General features: G+C 66.9%; 16 protein-coding genes. 5 read left to right on the forward strand and 11 right to left on the reverse strand.

Going from position 1 to position 18344, the window contains the following annotated elements; all coding sequences use genetic code 11:
• Window positions 1-109: 109 nt before the first annotated feature.
• The 3 genes from AC5Y6Y_RS06800 to AC5Y6Y_RS06810 all read right to left on the reverse strand — a co-directional run bounded on the left by AC5Y6Y_RS06800 (window position 110) and on the right by AC5Y6Y_RS06810 (window position 2084).
• The gene (locus AC5Y6Y_RS06800) at window positions 110-448 is read right to left on the reverse strand and encodes a WhiB family transcriptional regulator (protein ID WP_463825921.1); all 339 of its coding nucleotides are present in this window, start codon (window positions 446-448) and stop codon (window positions 110-112) included.
• Window positions 449-702: 254 nt separating this feature from the next.
• Entirely contained in the window at window positions 703-1068 is a 366-nt protein-coding gene (locus AC5Y6Y_RS06805) for a hypothetical protein (protein WP_463825922.1), read from the reverse strand.
• A gap of 86 nt (window positions 1069-1154) precedes the next feature.
• Window positions 1155-2084, reverse strand: coding sequence for a nucleoside hydrolase (locus AC5Y6Y_RS06810; protein WP_473139765.1), 930 nt, complete (start codon window positions 2082-2084; stop codon window positions 1155-1157).
• Between the two features lie 14 nt (window positions 2085-2098).
• On the opposite strand from AC5Y6Y_RS06810, the gene cmaA1 reads away from it, so the two are divergent.
• Window positions 2099-2962, forward strand: a complete 864-nt coding sequence (cmaA1, locus tag AC5Y6Y_RS06815) for a cyclopropane mycolic acid synthase CmaA1 (RefSeq protein ID WP_463825924.1) — start codon at window positions 2099-2101, stop codon at window positions 2960-2962.
• On the opposite strand, the gene AC5Y6Y_RS06820 is transcribed toward cmaA1, so the two are convergent.
• On the reverse strand, window positions 2963-4972 hold the full coding sequence (locus AC5Y6Y_RS06820; RefSeq protein ID WP_473139764.1) for an SDR family oxidoreductase: 2010 nt from the start codon (window positions 4970-4972) through the stop codon (window positions 2963-2965).
• A gap of 45 nt (window positions 4973-5017) precedes the next feature.
• Window positions 5018-5731: a histidine phosphatase family protein gene (locus AC5Y6Y_RS06825; protein WP_463825926.1), complete on the reverse strand. Its 714-nt coding sequence runs from the start codon at window positions 5729-5731 to the stop codon at window positions 5018-5020.
• A 102-nt stretch (window positions 5732-5833) separates the two neighbouring features.
• Here AC5Y6Y_RS06825 and AC5Y6Y_RS06830 point away from each other — a divergent pair, with 102 nt between their 5' ends.
• Window positions 5834-6718 carry a MaoC family dehydratase gene (locus tag AC5Y6Y_RS06830; protein ID WP_473139763.1) on the forward strand — a complete coding sequence of 295 codons (885 nt, stop codon included), beginning with the start codon at window positions 5834-5836 and terminating at the stop codon, window positions 6716-6718.
• On the opposite strand, the gene AC5Y6Y_RS06835 is transcribed toward AC5Y6Y_RS06830, so the two are convergent.
• From AC5Y6Y_RS06835 to AC5Y6Y_RS06845, 3 genes are read right to left on the reverse strand one after another with little or no spacing between them, the layout of a single operon-like run.
• Window positions 6708-8111 carry an APC family permease gene (locus tag AC5Y6Y_RS06835; protein WP_463825928.1) on the reverse strand — a complete coding sequence of 468 codons (1404 nt, stop codon included), beginning with the start codon at window positions 8109-8111 and terminating at the stop codon, window positions 6708-6710. The genes AC5Y6Y_RS06830 and AC5Y6Y_RS06835 overlap by 11 nt on opposite strands.
• A 27-nt stretch (window positions 8112-8138) precedes the next feature.
• The gene (gene otsB / locus AC5Y6Y_RS06840) at window positions 8139-9251 is read right to left on the reverse strand and encodes a trehalose-phosphatase (RefSeq protein ID WP_473139762.1); all 1113 of its coding nucleotides are present in this window, start codon (window positions 9249-9251) and stop codon (window positions 8139-8141) included.
• Between the two features lie 35 nt (window positions 9252-9286).
• The gene (locus AC5Y6Y_RS06845; RefSeq protein WP_473139761.1) at window positions 9287-10531 is read right to left on the reverse strand and encodes a wax ester/triacylglycerol synthase domain-containing protein; all 1245 of its coding nucleotides are present in this window, start codon (window positions 10529-10531) and stop codon (window positions 9287-9289) included.
• Window positions 10532-10771: 240 nt separating this feature from the next.
• On the opposite strand from AC5Y6Y_RS06845, the gene AC5Y6Y_RS06850 reads away from it, so the two are divergent.
• Window positions 10772-14065: an error-prone DNA polymerase gene (locus AC5Y6Y_RS06850; protein WP_473139760.1), complete on the forward strand. Its 3294-nt coding sequence runs from the start codon at window positions 10772-10774 to the stop codon at window positions 14063-14065.
• On the opposite strand, the gene AC5Y6Y_RS06855 is transcribed toward AC5Y6Y_RS06850, so the two are convergent.
• Window positions 14025-14699 (reverse strand): response regulator, encoded by a 675-nt coding sequence (locus AC5Y6Y_RS06855; protein WP_463825932.1) that lies wholly within the window; start codon window positions 14697-14699, stop codon window positions 14025-14027. The two genes, AC5Y6Y_RS06850 and AC5Y6Y_RS06855, sit on opposite strands and share 41 nt — an antisense overlap.
• Window positions 14696-15871 (reverse strand): sensor histidine kinase, encoded by a 1176-nt coding sequence (locus tag AC5Y6Y_RS06860; protein WP_473139759.1) that lies wholly within the window; start codon window positions 15869-15871, stop codon window positions 14696-14698. The genes AC5Y6Y_RS06855 and AC5Y6Y_RS06860 overlap by 4 nt, the downstream gene beginning before the upstream one ends.
• A 97-nt stretch (window positions 15872-15968) precedes the next feature.
• Here AC5Y6Y_RS06860 and AC5Y6Y_RS06865 point away from each other — a divergent pair, with 97 nt between their 5' ends.
• Window positions 15969-16901 carry a sterol desaturase family protein gene (locus AC5Y6Y_RS06865; protein WP_473139758.1) on the forward strand — a complete coding sequence of 311 codons (933 nt, stop codon included), beginning with the start codon at window positions 15969-15971 and terminating at the stop codon, window positions 16899-16901.
• A gap of 10 nt (window positions 16902-16911) precedes the next feature.
• Window positions 16912-17556 (forward strand): nitroreductase family protein, encoded by a 645-nt coding sequence (locus AC5Y6Y_RS06870; RefSeq protein ID WP_473139757.1) that lies wholly within the window; start codon window positions 16912-16914, stop codon window positions 17554-17556.
• A gap of 249 nt (window positions 17557-17805) precedes the next feature.
• On the opposite strand, the gene AC5Y6Y_RS06875 is transcribed toward AC5Y6Y_RS06870, so the two are convergent.
• Window positions 17806-18270 (reverse strand): tRNA (cytidine(34)-2'-O)-methyltransferase, encoded by a 465-nt coding sequence (locus AC5Y6Y_RS06875; RefSeq protein ID WP_473139756.1) that lies wholly within the window; start codon window positions 18268-18270, stop codon window positions 17806-17808.
• Between the last annotated feature and the right edge of the window lie 74 nt (window positions 18271-18344).

Consider the following 18344-nt stretch of genomic DNA (forward strand, 5'->3'; position numbering starts at 1 on the left):
ATTTGACGGCGGTCCAATGAGAATCGGTTATCAACCCGGTAGACCAGCGGAAATACCCTCGCTGTAACAAAAAAGTAATGATGGACCCGCGGAGCGTGAGCCCGGGTGCTCAGCCGACCGAGCGCGTCCTGCGCTTGTTCAGGAAAGCCGACCACGACACCACGTCGGGGTTCTCCTTGAGCAGTGCCCGCCGCTGGCGCTCGGTCATGCCACCCCACACGCCGAACTCGACTTTGTTGTCCAGCGCGTCCGCCCCGCACTGCTGCAGCACCGGGCAGTGCCGGCAGATAGCCGCGGCCTGGCGTTGCGCCGCACCGGTCACGAAGAGTTCGTCCGGATCCTTTGTCCTGCACAGACCCTTCGATACCCAGGCCCGGTCCCCGGCGTCCTCGGCACTGCTCACCGCGACAAGGTTCAGCCGCCGAGCGGCCGGACGTGTTCCTGACACGAATGGTCCCCTTAAACTCCCGGCCGCGATTCGCGACCGCCTCCCTTGGGTGCAGATCGGCACTGTGACCTGTGCGTCGATGCAAAATCCTGTCACGCGTGATCTGAATCTCACCGTGCTTATAAGGTAAGGGGCGCGTACCAATTGCGCAACAATTCAACAAGACTTTTTGGGACGCAGGTACCATACTGTTAGTATGAAACGTCCGCTGCCACTTGAACTATTGGTCTGTTTGAGCCGGAAGCTGCGTGAGCTCACGGACACCAGGGCGGGATCGGACAGAAGTTCAGGCCCGGCGGCCACGGCGGCGGCGCCGGCGGGTTCTCGCCGTCCCAAATGTTCTGCGCCACGTTCCCCTGACCGGAGTAGACGTAGTAGTAGGTGTGGCAGATGCTCTCGTCCCATATCACCGGGTTCACCCGGCGATTGCCGGTCTGGACCGGGGGGTCACCGGGGCACCAGCGGCACGGACCCTCAGGATGGTCTTCCGGACAACCCGGCCAGGAATTCAGTGGCACCGGGACGGCGGGGGTGGCCCCGGCGCTGACGGGGTCTGCCACTGCCGAGACGTTGCCGGCCAGCAGCACTGTGGTGGCCAGTCCCACGATCAGTTTCTTCATGGTGCATCGCCGCCCTCTCGGTACGTCCCCGTGGCCGCGACGTTACGGAGCCGTCCTTGGAACATTCTTGGGACGGACCCGCCGCCTCAGGTCCCGGGCCGAAACGGTGCCACCCGCGCGATGAGCCGCTCGAAGAACACCGCCGGATTGACCCGAATGCCGATCCGCGCGTTGGGTTTACGAGCGCCGGTCCAGTCTGCGGTGGGCACGTCCGCGAAGTCCACCGTGGCGGTCCGGGTTTCGATCAATGCCGGGTCCAGCGCCACCGCCGCAGCCAGCGGATCATGCATGTAGGCCAGGTAGCCCACCCCGCGGTCGCGGTGGACCTCGAAGTAGAACCGCATCGCATCCTGGAGGAAGCGATGGACCGCAGCAGGTCCCGATAAAGCGGCCAGGAGCTGCGGGGTCATTGCGACCTGGCGGGTCACGTTCAGGCCGCACACGATGGGCAGCCGCTGGTGGGCCCCGAAGGCCGCGAACACCTCGGCCGCCGCCGTCGGGTCCACCCGGGAGTTCCATTCCGGCTCCGGTTCCCGGCTGTCCGGCGGGTACGAGCCGCCCATGATCACCAGGCGCCGCAGCAGAGTCGGCAGCTCCGGTTCGGCGCGCAGCGCCAGCGCCAGGTTGGTCAACGGTGCGGTGGCCAGGCCGATCAGCTCCCCGCGGTGGGCGCGGGCAGCGCGCACCCACGCGGTGGCCGCGTCGTAATCGGTGACCCGGCCACCGGCGGGCGGCAGCTCGGCATGCCCTAAACCCTTGGGCCCGTGGCCCTCCCGGCGAACAGGCAACGGACCGCTCAGTGGCTGATCGGCACCCCGCGACACCGGTACCTCGGCGGCGCCGCACATTTCGAGCAGGCCGAGGTTGTTCGCGCACACCTGGTCCACCGCGACATTGCCTGCCGTCGAGGCGATGCCGACCAGCGTGGCGTCCGGACTGGCCAACAGATAGATCAGTGCGAGGGCGTCGTCGATACCGGTGTCCACGTCGGCGAACACGGTGTGCACCGGCGTCACGATACGCTGACCTGATGCCTGACGAATTAGCGCCGCACTTCGACGATGTGCAGGCCCACTACGACCTGTCCGACGACTTCTTCCGGTTGTTTTTAGACCCCACCCAGACCTACAGCTGCGCGTACTTCGAGCGCGCGGACATGACGCTGGAAGAGGCGCAGCTGGCCAAGATCGACCTCGCGTTGGGCAAACTGGGGTTGCAGCCCGGCATGACACTGCTCGACGTCGGCTGCGGGTGGGGAGCCACCATGATGCGTGCGGTGCAGCAGTACGACGTCAATGTCGTCGGCCTCACTCTGAGCAGGAACCAGGCCAATCACGTCGAGAACCTGTTCGCGGCATCGGACAGCCCGCGTTCCAAACGTGTTCTGTTGCAAGGCTGGGAGCAGTTCGACGAACCCGTCGACCGCATCGTCAGCATCGGTGCGTTCGAGCACTTCGGCCACGAACGCTACGACGCGTTCTTCACCCTGGCGCACCGCATCCTGCCCGACGACGGAATCATGTTGCTGCACACCATCACCGGGCTGCACCCGTTGGAGATGAAGGAACGCGGCATGCCGTTGACCTTCGAATTCGCCCGCTTCGTCAAATTCATCGTCACCGAGATCTTTCCGGGTGGGCGGCTGCCGTCGATACCGATGGTGCAGGAGCGGGCCACCGCCAACGGCTTCACCGTGACCCGCGTGCAATCGCTGCAACCGCACTACGCGAAAACTCTCGACATCTGGTCGGCCGCACTCGAAGCCCACAAGGATGAAGCCATCGCGCTGCAGTCCGAGGAAGTCTACGAGCGTTACATCAAATATCTGACCGGGTGTGCGGAGATGTTCCGCATCGGCTACATCGACGTCAATCAGTTCACGTGTCAGAAGTGACTACCAGTGCACTCCCGGCACTAGTCGCACCGCCCGCCTGACCGGCTTGGGCACGCCCACGGTCTTGAGGGCCCGCACCGGGCGAGTCGGCCGCCGGCGGGTCGAAGACCGTTGCGGCACCGGCTTTTCCGGAGGGTCGATGCCGCGGGCCGCGGCGGAATCCGGGTAGCCCAGGTACAGCTGGTGCAGGATGCGCCGTGCGGTGCGCGGGGCGAAGTAGTTGCCGGCTTCGGCCAGGGTGCCAATCGGGGTGTCGATCCGGCTCGGCTTCTCGACGAGACCGCGAACCACCATCGCCGCCGCGCGCTCGGGGCTGATCGCGCGCGTCGGGTTCAGCCGCTGCGACGGCGCGATCATCGGGGTCCTGACCAGCGGCATGTGGATGTTGGTGAACGTGATGTGGTCCGAGAGTGTCTCCGTCGCAACGACTTCGGAGAACGCGTCGAGCGCGGCCTTGCTGGGCAGGTAGGAGCTGTACTTGGGGCTGCGGGCCTGCACTCCGGCGCTGGACACGTTGACCACGTGACCGAATCGGCGTTCGCGCCAGTGCGGGAGCAGCGCCAGCACCATCCGGACCGCGCCGAAGTAGTTGACCGCCATCACCCGTTCGTAGTCGTGCAGCCGGTCGGTGGAATTGACCACCGAACGCCGGATCGACCGGCCGGCATTGTTGACCAGGTAGTCGACGTGGTCGAAGCGGCCCAGGATGTCCTTGACAGTGGCGTCGACCGATGCCGAATCGGTGACGTCGCAGGCGAAGGCGTACGCCTGGCCACCCTGGGCGCGGATTTCGGCGATCAGTTCATCGAGGGCTTCGCCGTTGCGGGCCAAGGCGAACACGGTCGCGCCCCGCTCGGCGACGGCGATGGCCGAGGCCCGGCCGATGCCGCTGGACGCTCCGGTGATGATGACGTGCCGGCCGAACAGCGGCGCGTGCGGATCGGTGCGACGCGCCCGGTCCGGATCGAGATTCGCTGCCCAGTACCGCCACAGGGCGGGGGCGTAGGCGGAAAACTCGGGCACTTGAATTCCGCTGCCCTGCAACGCCTTCTGGGTTTCGTCGCTGACGAAGGTGGGGGCCAGGTCGACCACGTCGAGGACTTCGCCGGGAATCCCCAGCTGGGTGGCGGCCATGTTGCGTAGCACCCTGGCACGCCCGGTCGCCCGGAGTACCGAGGTGCCCACCGAGCGGGGCAGTGATCCACGCAGCGGTGGCAGCCCGGCCGCGCGTGCGATCCCGCGATAGATGCCCCGCAGACCGATGGTGGTGGGTGCGGTCAGGTGGAAGGTCTGCTGATCCCGGCCGTCGGCGTGCAGGAGCGCGACGAGTGCGTCGACCACGTAATCGACGGGCACGATGTTGGTGCGGCCGGTGTCGGGCAGCATCAGCGGAGTGAACGACGGCAGCACGGCCAGCTTCGCCAGGACGCCGAAAAAGTAGTACGGCCCGTCGACCTTGTCCATCTCGCCGGTGCGGGAATCGCCGACCACCACCGCCGGTCGGTAGATCCGGTACCGCAGCCCGGGGGTCGCCCGTACCAGCGCCTCAGCCTCGAACTTGGTCTGGTGATATGGGGTCGGCAGCTGCTGGCCGACGTCGAAGTCGTCCTCGGTGTACTCGCCGCGGAAATCACCGGCCACCGCGATCGACGACACGTGGTGCAGGGTGGCGTCGAGTCGCTGAGCCAGCGCGATCACGGCGCGGGTGCCCTCGACGTTGGCGGCGCGCTGCTCGGCCTCGCCCGCGGTGATGTCGTAGACGGCCGCGCAGTGCACCAAGTGCTCGACCCGGCCCAGTTCGGCGACGACCTGATCGGCGAGATTCAGTTCAGGCAGCTCGCCCACCAGCGGTTTCACCCGTTCACCCCACTCCTGGGTGAGCCGCTCGAAGCGGCCGAGCGACTGACGCCGCACCAATACCCACACTTGCGCATCGGGGTGCTGGTCCAACAATCGGGAAACGACGCGGCGCCCGATAAACCCGGTACCGCCGGTAACGACATACCGCATGCAGCCCATCGTGGCGGCACCGGCCGCCCGCGTCAACCGTGCGGGTCAGGTGAAACTGCGCACACCGTCCCAGTCCACCAGCTTCCAGCCGGTGACCGGGTTACCGGTGATGACGACCCGCCCGAGGTTGGGCAGCGGATGGTTGTTGAACAACGTGGTCTTGGGGTTCTTGACGTTCATCAACGTCCAGGCCATGATCGCGGTCCCCTGCGAGAACACGACGGGCTTGCTGTGACCGCTGTCGTAGATCTTGCGCACCGCGCCGGTGAACTCCGAATTGAACTTGGTGCCGCTGATCGAGCCGGGGATGCTGTTCTCCGCGTCGCCTTCGACCCAGCGCACCGGCGCCAAAAGGTAGGTGGACGCGGCCATCGACTCGGGCTTGCCGTTGAACCAACCGGCGCTGATGGACTGCAGGCCGCGCAGGATCTCGGCCTGCTTGTTCAGCTCACTGGCCAGCGGCGCCGCGGTCTGCTGGTCCGCGGCCATCGGGGAGGTGTAGATCCAGTCGAAGTCGGTGCGCCCGACCTGATGGGCGAGCTGCTGGGCCTGCGCCTTGCCCTCGGCGGTGAGACTGGGACCGGGCTCTGTGGTGTCGATGATCCCGTCGGCGTTGGCCTGCGACTGGGCGTTGCGAATGAAAGTCACGGTGATGTTGCGGGCCTGCGGGCCGCCGCCACCGCATGCTCCGAGGAGTACCGCCGCCACGAGCACGGCTACGACTTTGGGGGCCTGCCCGATCAGGGTGCGCTTCGCCATGGCGATAGCCTGCCCTGCCGACACCGTCGGTGGGAAGGGTTTGCAAGGCTTAGGTCACAGAAATGACGTGATTTAGTGATTTCGGGATGGACAGGAGTCTGCATGGCGATCGACCCCAGCGCGGTCGGAGCGACGACCGAGCCCCAATTGTTCGAGTGGACCGACCGGGACACGCTGCTCTACGCACTCGGTGTCGGCGCCGGAATCGACGAACTGCCCTTCACGACCGAGAACAGCCACGACATTCCGCAGCAGGTGCTGCCGACCTATGCGGTGATCTGCTGCCCGGCCTTCGGGGCGGCCGGCAAAGTCGGCAGCTTCAACTGGGCGATGTTGCTGCACGGTTCCCAGTCGGTGCGGTTGCATGCGCCGCTGCCGCCGGCCGGGAAGCTGTCGGTGACCAGCGAGGTCGTCGACATTCAGGACAAAGGTGAAGGCAAGAACGCTGTTCTGATGTTGCGCGGCGTGGGCAAGGATCCCGACAGCGGGACGCTGGTCGCCGAGACGCTGACCAACCTGGTCATCCGCGGCGAAGGCGGCTTCGGCGGCGAGAAAGGGGAACGACCGGCCGCCCCGCAGTTCCCCGACCGCGAGCCCGACGCTCGGGTCGACCTGCCCACCCGCGAGGACCAGGCGCTGATCTACCGGCTCTCCGGGGACCGTAACCCGCTGCACAGCGACCCGTGGTTCGCCACCAACCTGGCCGGCTTCCCCCGGCCGATCCTGCACGGGCTGTGCACCTACGGAGTGTCGGGCCGCGCGCTGGTCGCCGAACTGGGCGGCGGCGTCGCCGCCAACATCACCTCGATCGCCGCGCGGTTCACCAAGCCGGTGTTTCCCGGCGAGACGCTGTCCACCCTGATCTGGAAGACCGAACCGGGCAAGGCGTTGTTCCGCACCGAGGCTCTCGGGGCGGATTGGACCGATGGACCCGCCGCTCGGCTGGTGCTCGATGACGGTGAGGTCGAATACGCGTCTAACGCCTGACGCCGCGGTAGTAGTGGACATAGGCGGCGGCCGGCACCACCACGAACGTGAGCACGATCAACGCGATCGAGAAATAGTTGGCGCCGCCCTGCGCGGTGAGGAACAGGGTGCGGTAGTCGAAGGACACCGCCAACGCGACCGAGATCACCACCGCCGCCACCGGTAACACCCTGTCGGTGAACCGGTTTCGTTTCACCTTCGAGTGTCGTACGGTGTCTCGCGCCAGCGCGATCAGCGCGATCGGAACGACGATGAACTGGACGAAGCGGGCGATCACCGCCAGGCCGGTCAGGTTCTCGATGTCAAAGCGCAGCGCGAGGGGAAACGCCAGCGCCAGGGCCGCGGTGATCCCGAACGCAAGCATCGGGACGCCGAAGCGGTTCTTTCTCGACAGGCGCGCCGGCAGCGTCCGGGTGGCCGACAGCGCGGTCCACAGCCGCGGCGCGCCGAACGAGGCGGCGACATTGATGCCGAACATCGACACCAGGGCGCCGAGGGTGACCACCGTCCGGAAGGCGTCGTTGCCGATGGCCGCGGCCAGTTTCACCGTGTCGGTGGAATGCACGACCCGGTCCGATCCCAACAGCATCGCCACCGTCACCGCCAGCACATAGACGGTGCCGACCGTGAGGATCGAAATCGGGATGGCGCGGGGGAGGTTGCGGTCCGGTTCGTGCATCTCCTCGGCGGCGTTGGCGATCGATTCGAAACCGGTGAATGCATACAGGGCGGCCATCACCGCCAGGATCAATCCTGACACCGTGCTCTGGCCGATCTCGATGAACCCGAACAATGCGTAGGGTGCTGGCGCGAAGACCTCCGGCTGGCCCGCGGTGGCGTAGTTGTTGACGCCACCCGCGACGACGATCCAGAGCCCGCCGAGGATGAAGATCGTCAGCGCAAACACCTTGCCGACCGTGGAGATCCCGTTGGCCCATTCGATGGCCCGGTTGCCGAACAGGTTGATGAGCAGCAACACCAGCATGAAAATGAGGAACGTCAACGTCTTGACGCTGAACAGTTGACTGTCGTTAGCCCAATTTTCATGGGGGAAAACCACTTTCAGCAGTGTCGCGACGAACAACGACGCCAGGACGCCCCAGGCTATGGATGCCACCACGGCATGGGTGACGCCGACGTAGATGCCGATCCGCTGCCCGAAGGCGGCTGTGGTGTAGGCGTAGGACGCGCCGTTGGTTTTGACGTAACGGGCAGCCGTGGCGAAGACGACCGCCATTACCCCGACGAACAGACCGGCCAGCAGGTAGGCCAGCGGCGCCAACGGTCCCGCGAGCCGGATCACCGCGCCCGGAGTCAGGAAGATGCCGGCTCCGATGATCGCGTTGATCCCGAGCATGACAATGCTCCAGAAGCCGAGCTTGCTGATGCCCACCCTCCCTGTTCCTACGACACTGACCCGTCAACAGCCGAGTCGGCGAGCCAGTTCGTCGGTGAACTCGGCAACCTGTGCGGGACTGTCCAGGGCATACCGGGCGGCGGTGGCGCGATCCCCGTCGTCGTTGTGCCGCACCACAATCGGGATGCCGTCATCGCGCACCGCGTCGAAGGCGTCCTCGTCGGTGATGTCGTCGCCGAGGTAGATCGGCACCAACGGTCCGGATCCTGCCTCGTGCAGATGATCGATCACCCACCGCAATGTCCGGCCCTTGTCCCAGTCCAGGTCCGGGCGCAACTCGATGACTTCACGTCCCGTTGTCACGCGCAGCGCGTCGCGTTGACCGGCGGTGCGGACCGCGGCCGCCACGTCGCCGATCCGGTCGCGCGCGGCGTTGCGGTAGTGCACGGCGACCCCGAAGCGCTTGTGCTCCACCGTGACTCCGGGGATGTCGCCGAGTTTGTCCCGCAGCTGGGCGGCGGCTTGCTCGAGCACCGGGATGGCCGCTGCCGCTTCCTCGTTCTGGTGGTGGGTGCCGTCGGGCGCCGTCAGTTCGAATCCGTGGCTGCCCGCGTACCAGATGCCGGGCAGGCCCACGCGCCGGGCGACATCGGCGAGGTCGCGGCCGCTGAGCACCGCGACCGGACAACGGGCGGCCAGATGTTGCAGTGCTTCGGATGCACCGGGGGCCGGCTCGGCCGTATCCGGGTCGTTCACGATCTCTGACAGCGTGCCGTCGAAGTCGAAGAACACCGCGGGTCGGCTGACGGTGATCTCGCCGATGGCCCGCAGTGCGTCCGCCAACTCGGACATGCGCCGGTCCCCCTTGCGCACGGCTATCTCGGCGAGGTCGGCGACAACGGCGTCGGCTCCGGGTATCGCGTCGCGGCCAAATCCGATCACGAGCGCGAACCCCGCGTCCCGCGCGACATTGACCCGGGAGGCGTCGGATGCGACAACAGCACATCTACCCCGCGGCACGGCCAGTCGCTCGGCCGACTCGATCACGGGGTTCGGCGTGTAGGTAGCGGTGCGAACGCCCGCCTCACGCATGTCGTTCAGTACCGATTCAGCGAGCGGCAGGTCCGTGTCGAAGAGGACCGCGTCGATGCGTCGCGGGTCGATGGTGACCGGCATGTACCCACCCTCTCACGAGGGGGTTGCCGGTCGGGTCAGTGGCGGCGCACTCGCGCCGGTGGCGCGGACGGCCGCCACCGGACCGCGGCGCTGGGAACCGAAGGCCTTTTGCGTGGGCGTTCGAACGGCAGCACCGAGCTCCGGCCGAGCGCCAGCAGACGCGTCGTACCCTGTTCGATGCCGGCGGCAAGCTGCTCCAGCTGGGCGGCCGCCTGGTATTCGGCGGTGACACCGAAGATCAGATCGTCGGCGTAGCTCAGCACTGCGACCCCGGTGCTGAGTTGCGGCCCGGTCGGTGGGACCGGCAGCAGGCGCTGCAGTGGTTGACCCAGCAACTGCAACCGGTGCCGTGGTCCGGGCGCCCCAGTGCTCAACGTCACCGCATCGTGTTTGCGGAACCGAGACACCGATTGAATGATGTTGGTGTACAGCGCCCGTGGTGAACGTGCTGGGTGGGGTTGGACCTGCTGCCTCGACCCGGCGTGCACCGCCTGCAGCTGCCGGACGGGATCCTCGAGATCGACGGGGAGGTAGGTCAGCGTCGGGCCGACGGCCCGCAGCGAGTCCGCCCGGGGTTGCTCACCGCGGCTCACCAGCACGGTGCGGAAGCTTTCGGTGATCGCGGCGACGGCGACGTCGTTGGTGCTCACCCCGAACTTGCGGGCCAACCTGTCGACGGCGGCGCGGGGGACGCGCACCGTGCGATAGTGCCGCAGTGTGTTCGCCGGTCCGGCCGGCGCGGGCCAGGTGCTCGCGGCGGCGGCGACGTCGGCGGCAACCCGTGCCGCGATCTTGACCGCGCCGAACGGCAACTGCCACCAGGTGTCGCCGTCGGGTGGTGAAACCGGAGGCCGGGCAACGGCATCGGTGAAGGCAACGGGATCGCCGTCGTCGCAGAGCCGGGTGAGCAGATGCGCCGGCGGGAGGTCGCGCGCAAGGCCGTGGTGGATCTTCAGCAGGATTGCCCACTGGTTGCCCTCGAGGCGCTCGATGATCCAGCACTCCCACGGCGGGCGGCCGGGCTCCAGCGGCCGCTCCAGGGCGTGGGCGATGGCCCGGAACAGCTCGGCGTCGTCACCGGGGGGAGGCAGGGCGACCCGCTGCAGGTGCGGGGTGACGTCCGAACCCGGCTGAATGCGTTCGCTCAGCAAATTCTCGATGACGGTGTGATCGGGCTTGGTCCCGCGGATGACGGCCACCGCTCCCGTCGCCAGATCTGTGTGCCGGTCGTGTTCTGGGATCCGCAGCGGTCCCACGTGCACCATTGTCGTCGTCGTCATGCCAAGCCCCCACCGATGTCTGCAACAGTTGTACCAGTATCCGAGGGGGATGTGCACGCCGGTAGGTCAGCCAGGTTAAGAATGCGTTTATCAGATAAAGAGGTATTTAACTGGGGCGATATCACCGTAGCGCGTCATGTTCGCAAATTGTTTCGGCGGCGTTCCAAAGGTGTTCCGGTGCGGGTTTCGAACTGTTGGCGACGACGTGACACTCGAACAGATGTTCGATATACTGGTTCGGTGGGATGGCACAACGGGCCGCCGAGTTGGTCGGAGATGGAGCGGGTTCTCGACGGCAAACCGCGCCATGCGGGCCGGCCGGCCGCGGCTGTGCCGGCTGGTGATGCTCCGTTGTCGCAGAAGCGCGGATCGTATTCAGCAAAATCGGACGGGCGCCGGCGCCGGTCGTCGGTCGCATATGCCGAATTGCATGCGCATTCGGCGTACAGCTTCCTCGACGGGGCCAGCACGCCGGAGGAGTTGGTGGAGGAGGCAGCCCGGCTGGACCTGTGGGCGCTGGCGCTGACCGACCACAACGGCCTGTACGGCGCGGTGCGATTCGCTGAAGCGGCCGTCGAACTCGACATGCGCACGGTGTTCGGCGCGGAATTGTCGCTGAGCTGCCAGGCGCGCACCGAGCAACCGGATCCGCCCGGGCCGCATCTGCTGGTGCTGGCCCGAGGTCCCGAAGGGTACCGGCGGCTGTCGCGGCAACTGGCCACCGCACACCTGGCCGGCGGGGAGAAGGGCAAGCTGCGTTACGACCTCGACGCATTGACCGAAGCCGCCGGCGGCCACTGGCACATTCTCACCGGATGCCGGAAAGGTTCTGTGCGACAAGCACTCTCCGACTCCGGACCCGATGCGGCGCGGCTGGCGTTGGCCGACCTGGTGGATCGGTTCGGGGCACATCGGGTGAGCATCGAACTGACCCATCATGGTCAACCCCTCGACGACGAACGCAATGCGCTGCTGGCCGGGCTGGCGCCGCACTTCGGGGTCGGTGTCGTCGCCACCACCGGAGCGCACTTCGCCGATCCGTCCCGGCGCCGGCTGGCCATGGCGATGGGTGCGATCCGGGCCCGGCAGTCCCTGGACGACGCCGAGGGATGGCTGGCACCACTGGGCGGCTCACACCTGCGCTCCGGTGAGGAAATGGCCCGGCTGTTCGCGCACTTGCCCTTTAGGGGCACTGACGCGGTGACCGCGGCCGCCGAACTCGGCGAGCAGTGCGCGTTCGGGCTGGCATTGATCGCGCCGCAGCTGCCACCCTTCGACGTACCCGAAGGGCACACCGAGGACAGTTGGCTGCGCGCCCTGACCATGGCGGGTGCGGCCGATCGCTACGGACCGGCCGATCGGGCGAAAAGAGCATACGACCAGATCGAGCACGAACTGAAAATCATTGCCCGACTGAGTTTTCCGGGTTACTTCCTGGTGGTGGACGACATCACCCGGTTCTGTCGAGAAAACGACATCCTGTGTCAGGGCAGGGGATCGGCGGCCAATTCCGCGGTCTGTTACGCCCTCGGGGTGACCGCTGTCGACCCGATAGCCAACGATTTGCTGTTCGAGCGCTTCCTCTCGCCCGCCCGCGACGGCCCGCCCGACATCGACATCGACATCGAGTCCGACCAGCGCGAAAAAGTCATCCAGTACGTCTACGACAAGTACGGCCGGGATTATGCCGCCCAGGTAGCCAACGTCATCACCTACCGGCCGCGCAGTGCGGTGCGCGACATGGCGCGCGCGCTGGGTTTCTCGCAGGGACAGCAGGACGCGTGGAGCAAGCAGATCAGTCACTGGTCGGGGCAGCCCGCCGATATCGAGGGCATTCCCGAGCAGGTGGTGGACCTGGCCAACCAGATCCGGAACCTGCCGCGGCACATGGGTATCCATTCCGGCGGCATGGTGATCTGCGACCGCCCGATCGCCGACGTGTGCCCGGTGGAATGGGCGCGCATGGCGAACCGCAGTGTGTTGCAGTGGGACAAAGACGACTGTGCGGCAATCGGTTTGGTGAAATTCGATCTGCTGGGTCTGGGCATGCTCTCGGCGCTGCACTACGCGCGGGATCTGGTGGCCGAGCACAAAGGCATCAATGTGGACTTCGCCCGGCTCGATCTCTCCGAACCGGCGGTGTACGAGATGCTGTCGCGGGCCGATTCGGTGGGCGTGTTCCAGGTGGAGTCGCGCGCGCAGATGGCTACGCTGCCGCGGCTGCGGCCGCGGGTCTTCTACGACCTGGTGGTAGAAGTCGCGCTGATCCGGCCCGGGCCCATCCAGGGCGGGTCGGTGCATCCCTACATCAAACGTCGCAACGGTGTCGACCCGGTCGTCTACGATCACCCGTCGATGGAACCGGCATTGCGTAAAACGTTGGGAGTACCGCTTTTCCAGGAACAGCTGATGCAGCTGGCGGTCGACTGCGCCGGCTTCTCGGCCGCCGAAGCCGACCAGTTGCGGCGCGCCATGGGCTCCAAGCGCTCCACCGAACGCATGCGACGGCTGCGCGACCGGTTTTACGACGGCATGCGCACCTTGCACGGGGCGCCGGACGAGGTGATCGAGCGGACCTACGAAAAGCTGGAGGCGTTCGCCAACTTCGGTTTCCCGGAAAGTCACGCGCTGTCCTTCGCGTCGCTGGTGTTCTACTCGTCGTGGTTCAAGCTGCACCACCCGGCGGCGTTCTGTGCGGCGTTGCTGCGCGCCCAGCCGATGGGTTTCTATTCGTCGCAGTCGCTGGTGGCTGACGCGCGCCGGCACGGCGTGCTGGTGCACGGTCCAGACGTGAATGCCAGCCTGGCTTTCGCGACGCTGGAGAACGCCGGGCTGGAGGTCCGGTTGGGGCTGGGGGCGGTCCGCCACATCGGCGAAGACCTGGCTGAGAAACTGGTCGACGAGCGAAAAACCAACGGCCCGTTCATCTCCCTGCTGGACCTGACCACTCGACTGCAATTGAGCGTCCCGCAGACCGAAGCGCTGGCGACGGCCGGCGCGCTGGGCTGTTTCGGGATGTCCCGGCGTGAAGGGTTGTGGGCGGCCGGGGCCGCGGCCACCCAACGGCCGGACCGGTTGCCCGGCGTCGGCTCGTCCTCACACATCCCCGCGCTGCCCGGAATGAGCGAACTGGAGCTGGCGGCTGCCGACGTGTGGGCCACCGGCGTCTCCCCGGACAGCTATCCGACGCAGTTCCTGCGGGCCGACCTCGACGCACTGGGGGTGGTGCCCGCCGCCGCATTGGGGGAGGTGCCCGACGGGGACCGGGTGCTGGTCGCCGGCGCGGTGACCCATCGGCAGCGGCCCGGCACCGCCCGGGGGGTGACGTTCGTCAACCTCGAGGACGAGACGGGCATGATCAACGTGCTGTGCACACCGGGGGTGTGGGAACGCCACCGCAAGCTGGCCCACACCGCGCCGGCGCTGCTGATCCGCGGTCAGGTCCAAAACGCCAGCGGCGCAATCACTGTCGTGGCCGATCGGATCGGCCGCATCACTTTGGCGGTGGGCTCGAAGTCCCGGGATTTCCGGTGAGTTTGTGCTGGTGCGCGAGCACCACCGCGTGGATACGGTCGCGCACACCGAGTTTGGCCAGGATGCGCGACACATGCGTCTTGACCGTCTCCTCGCTGACCACCAACTCCGCGGCGATCTCGGCGTTGCTGTGGGCCTCGGCGACCAGCAACAGCACCTCGTACTCCCGGGCGGTGAGGGAGGCCACTGCGGCGGGAGTGGGCACCGGTGCCAGCGAGTCCGCGACCCGGGCGGCCAGTCGGCGGGTCATCGCGGGATCGATGACGGAGTCGCCGCGCGCCACGATCCGGATGGCGCCCACAAGTTCCTCCGGCGGAAGGGATTTCAGCAGGAAGCCACTGGCCCCGGCCTGCAGTGCCTGCGCCAGCACCGTCTCGCTGTCGTAGGTGGTCAACATCAGCACCCGGGTGTCGCCGGCCGAGACGATCGGGGCGATGGCCGCGATCCCGTCGAGTTTGGGCATCCGCACATCGAGCACGCACACGTCGGGACGAAGTCGCAACGTCTGCTCGATCGCGGTGCGCCCGTCGCCGACATCGGCGACGCACGAGGTGTCGGGATGCGCGTCGATGATGGCGCGTAGTCCGGCACGGAACACCGCATGATCGTCGGCGATCAGCACGCGGATGGTCATGGCGTCGCGATCGGCAGCGACACCATGGCGCGCCATTCGTTCTGGCCACCGCATTCCAGCCTGCCGCCGAACAACTCGGCGCGGCGCCGGATCCCGTCCAGGCCATGATGCAGCGAATCACCGGAATAAGGTTGCACAGCAATGGGATTGGTTTGCACAATCTCGAGCCGTGCACCGGCCCGGCGCACCTCCAGACGGGCGGTGCCATCGCCGTGGCGCAGCGCGTTGGTGAGGAGTTCCTGCACGATCCGATACACCGTCACGTCCAGTGACGGCGGCAAGACCAGCGGGTCGGTGGGCAGCACGAGTTCGACCGTAAGGCCCGCCCTGCCCACCGACTCGACGAGTTCGTCGATACCGCCCAGGCCGGGCTGGCGGTCGCCGGCGTCGTGTCGGCCGTGCAGCAGGTCGAGCTGGCGGCGCAGATCCACCATCGCGGCCCGGCTGGAGGATTCCACCGCCGACAGGGATTCGGTGACCGCGGGCTGGCCGCCCGCCAAGGCGATCCGGGCCGCACCGGCGTGCACGCCGATGGCGCTGACGTGATGGGAGATCACGTCATGCAGGTCGCGCGCGATGGCTTCGCGCTCGTCGGTCAGTGCCCGTTCCAGCGCGAGGCGCTGCTCCTGAGCACGCAACCGGTCGCGCTGTTCGAGTTCGGTGACGTAGATGCCCCCGGTCGCGGTGTACCGGCCCACCAGCCAGGGCACGAACCCGTTGGACCCGGCGATGATCACCAGCAGCCGCCAGTCGTCTCGGCCGGCTGCATTGAGGATCGCCGCCCATCCCACCGCCCCCACCAACAGCGGAACGATCACCAGCGAAACCCGAGTGGACAACCAGGCGCCGGCGCGGAACCCGGCCACCAGGATGCCGATATCGCTGACACCGGTGGCCCGGCCGTGGTGGTAGAGCAACAGGCACGCCAGCAACCTGGTCACGACCTGCGTCACGGCGACCAGGGCCACCGAGGCGGGCGGACCGGCCAGGGCCAGGTCTGCCGCCGCCAGCAGCCCCGCCACTGCCGTCGCGGCAACCGGCGCTTCGCCGTAGATCCCCGAGACCAGAAAATAGGTGACGTCGACCGCGGCGGCGATCACCCCCACCAGCAGCGATTGACGCGTCAACGACCGGCGCACCTGTTCCAGCGGCAGGTCGGCGGTGCGGGCCATGGGAGGCCACACTACCGCTGCGCATCCCCCACGAGAGGGATGCGCAATCGCTCCGGTGCGCGATGTCTGGCCGATCGATTGTTCATAGCGTGGCGGCATGCAAGCCACCACCATGCTGATCCTCGCGACGGTTCCCGCCTTCGTGCTGTTGTCGTTCCTGGAATGGGTCGACGTGCGCCGCGACCCCGCCGAGTCGGCGTTCTCGGCGCGCGACACCGCCGGCAACTGGGCGACCTATCTGCTCAACGCCACCTTCAGAATCCTCGGGCACTACGTGCTGCCGTTCTCCACGATCGTCGCGGCCGGCGCGCTGACCCCGCTGCACCTGTCGCCGCGGCACTGGTGGGTGTGGGTGGCGTGCCTGGTGGTCACCGACTGCTGCTACTACTGGGCCCACCGCGGCGATCACCGCATCCGGCTGCTGTGGGCCGCGCACAGCGTGCATCACTCGAGTACGCATTTCAACATCTCGACCAACCTGCGGCTGCCGTGGTTCCACCCGGTGTCCTACGCCGTGCGCAGCATGGCCTGGCTGCCGGCCGCGCTGCTGGGATTTCCGGCATGGATGATCTTCCTGGTCAACACCGCCGGTTTGGTCTTCCAGATCCCGTGCCACACCGAACGGATCGGAAAGCTCTGGCGGCCATACGAATTCCTGTTCAACACCCCGTCACACCACCGGGTGCACCACGGCTCCAACCCGGCCTACCTCGACAAGAACTACGGCGGTGTGTTCATCATCTGGGACCGGTGCTTCGGTAGCTATGCCGAGGAGGTCGAGCCGGTGCGTTACGGGCTGACGCACCGCATCGACACCGACAATCCGGTGAAATACAACTACCTGGAGACGGTGTCGCTGATGCGCGACGTATCGCACGCCGAGTCGTGGCGGGGCCGGTTCGGCTACATGTTCGGGCCGCCGGGTTGGACCGAATCGCGGGTGCCCGCGCGACTTCTGGAGAATTACGCTCGGAGTCCCGGAACCCGTTGTGGCAGTTCGACGGTCGTGGCCGACGATCAGCGCGGGTAGGGTGCCCCACATGACCCTCGACCTGACCGTGGACGAAGTCCTGCGCACCACCCGCTCGGTCCGTAAGCGCCTCGATTTCGACAAGCCGGTGTCGCGCGACGTGCTGATGGAGTGCCTGGAGCTGGCGCTGCAGGCACCGACCGGTTCCAATTCGCAGGGCTGGCAATGGGTTTTCGTCGAGGACGCGGACAAGAAGAAGGCGATCGGCGACGTCTATCTGGCCAATGCCCGCGGCTACCTCAGCTCGCCGGCCCGCGAATACGCCGAGGGCGACACCCGCGGCGAGCGGATGGGTCGGGTGCGTGAGTCAGCGATGTACCTCGCCGAACACATGCACGAGGCGCCGGTGCTGCTGATCCCGTGCATCGAGGGTCGCGAGAACAAGTCGCCGCTGGGCGGTGTGTCCTTCTGGGCGTCGCTGTTCCCGGCGGTGTGGAGCTTCTGCCTGGCGCTGCGGTCGCGCGGGCTGGGCTCGTGCTGGACCACGCTGCACCTGCTCGGTGACGGCGAGCGCCAGGTCGCCGACGTGGTCGGCATCCCTTACGAGGACTACAGCCAGGGCGGCCTGTTCCCGATCGCCTACACCAAGGGCACCGACTTCCGGCCCGCCAAGCGGCTGCCGGCCGAAAGCTTGACGCACTGGAACAGCTGGTAACCGTCGGGGGACGCGTCTGTCCCCTATTTGGTGGACACCGGATTCGTCTCCCGGTATCTCCCATCGGAGGACACCGCCGGGGACCCGAGTCGGGCAGTCTCAATGACAACGAGTTACACCGAAGTCGGCATCACCGCCGACACCCCTCAAAGCTGTGGCATGTTTCTCTGCCCCCAGAAACATGGCCACTTGGAAGCAGGCCCGTGTTCGCACGGGCCTGCTTCTGCTTGTGGCCGGCAAATTCGAGAGTTACACGGCACCGGAGTAGCCGTGCTGGCGCCACGCCTCGTAGACGGCGACGGCCGCGGCGTTGGACAGGTTCAGGGACCGCCGCCCGGCCAGCATCGGAATCCGCACCTGCTGGGTGATGTGCGGATCGGCCAGGGTTGCCGCGTCCAGCCCGGTGGGTTCGGGCCCGAACATCAGCACATCACCCGGCAGGTAATCGACCGCGGCGAACGGCGTGCCGGCCGCAGCGGTGAAGGCGAACACCCGCGCCGGCGACAACGCCGCCCACGCCGATTCGAGCGATGTGTGCACAGTGACGGACGCCAGGTCGTGATAGTCCAGCCCCGCCCGCCGCAGTTTCGGCTCGGACAGGTCGAAGCCCAGCGGCTCGACCAGATGCAGTTCGCATCCGGTCGCCGCCACCGTCCGAATGGCATTGCCCGTGTTCGGCGCAATCCGGGGAGAAAAGAACAGCAGCCGGAACATGCGTCGATCATGGCAAATTTCGTCGGCTGTCTTTTCGCAGAAGTGGGTAAACAACGCGTTAGCTCGTTGTCAGA

This window comes from Mycobacterium sp. NGS24 (genome assembly GCF_059813065.1).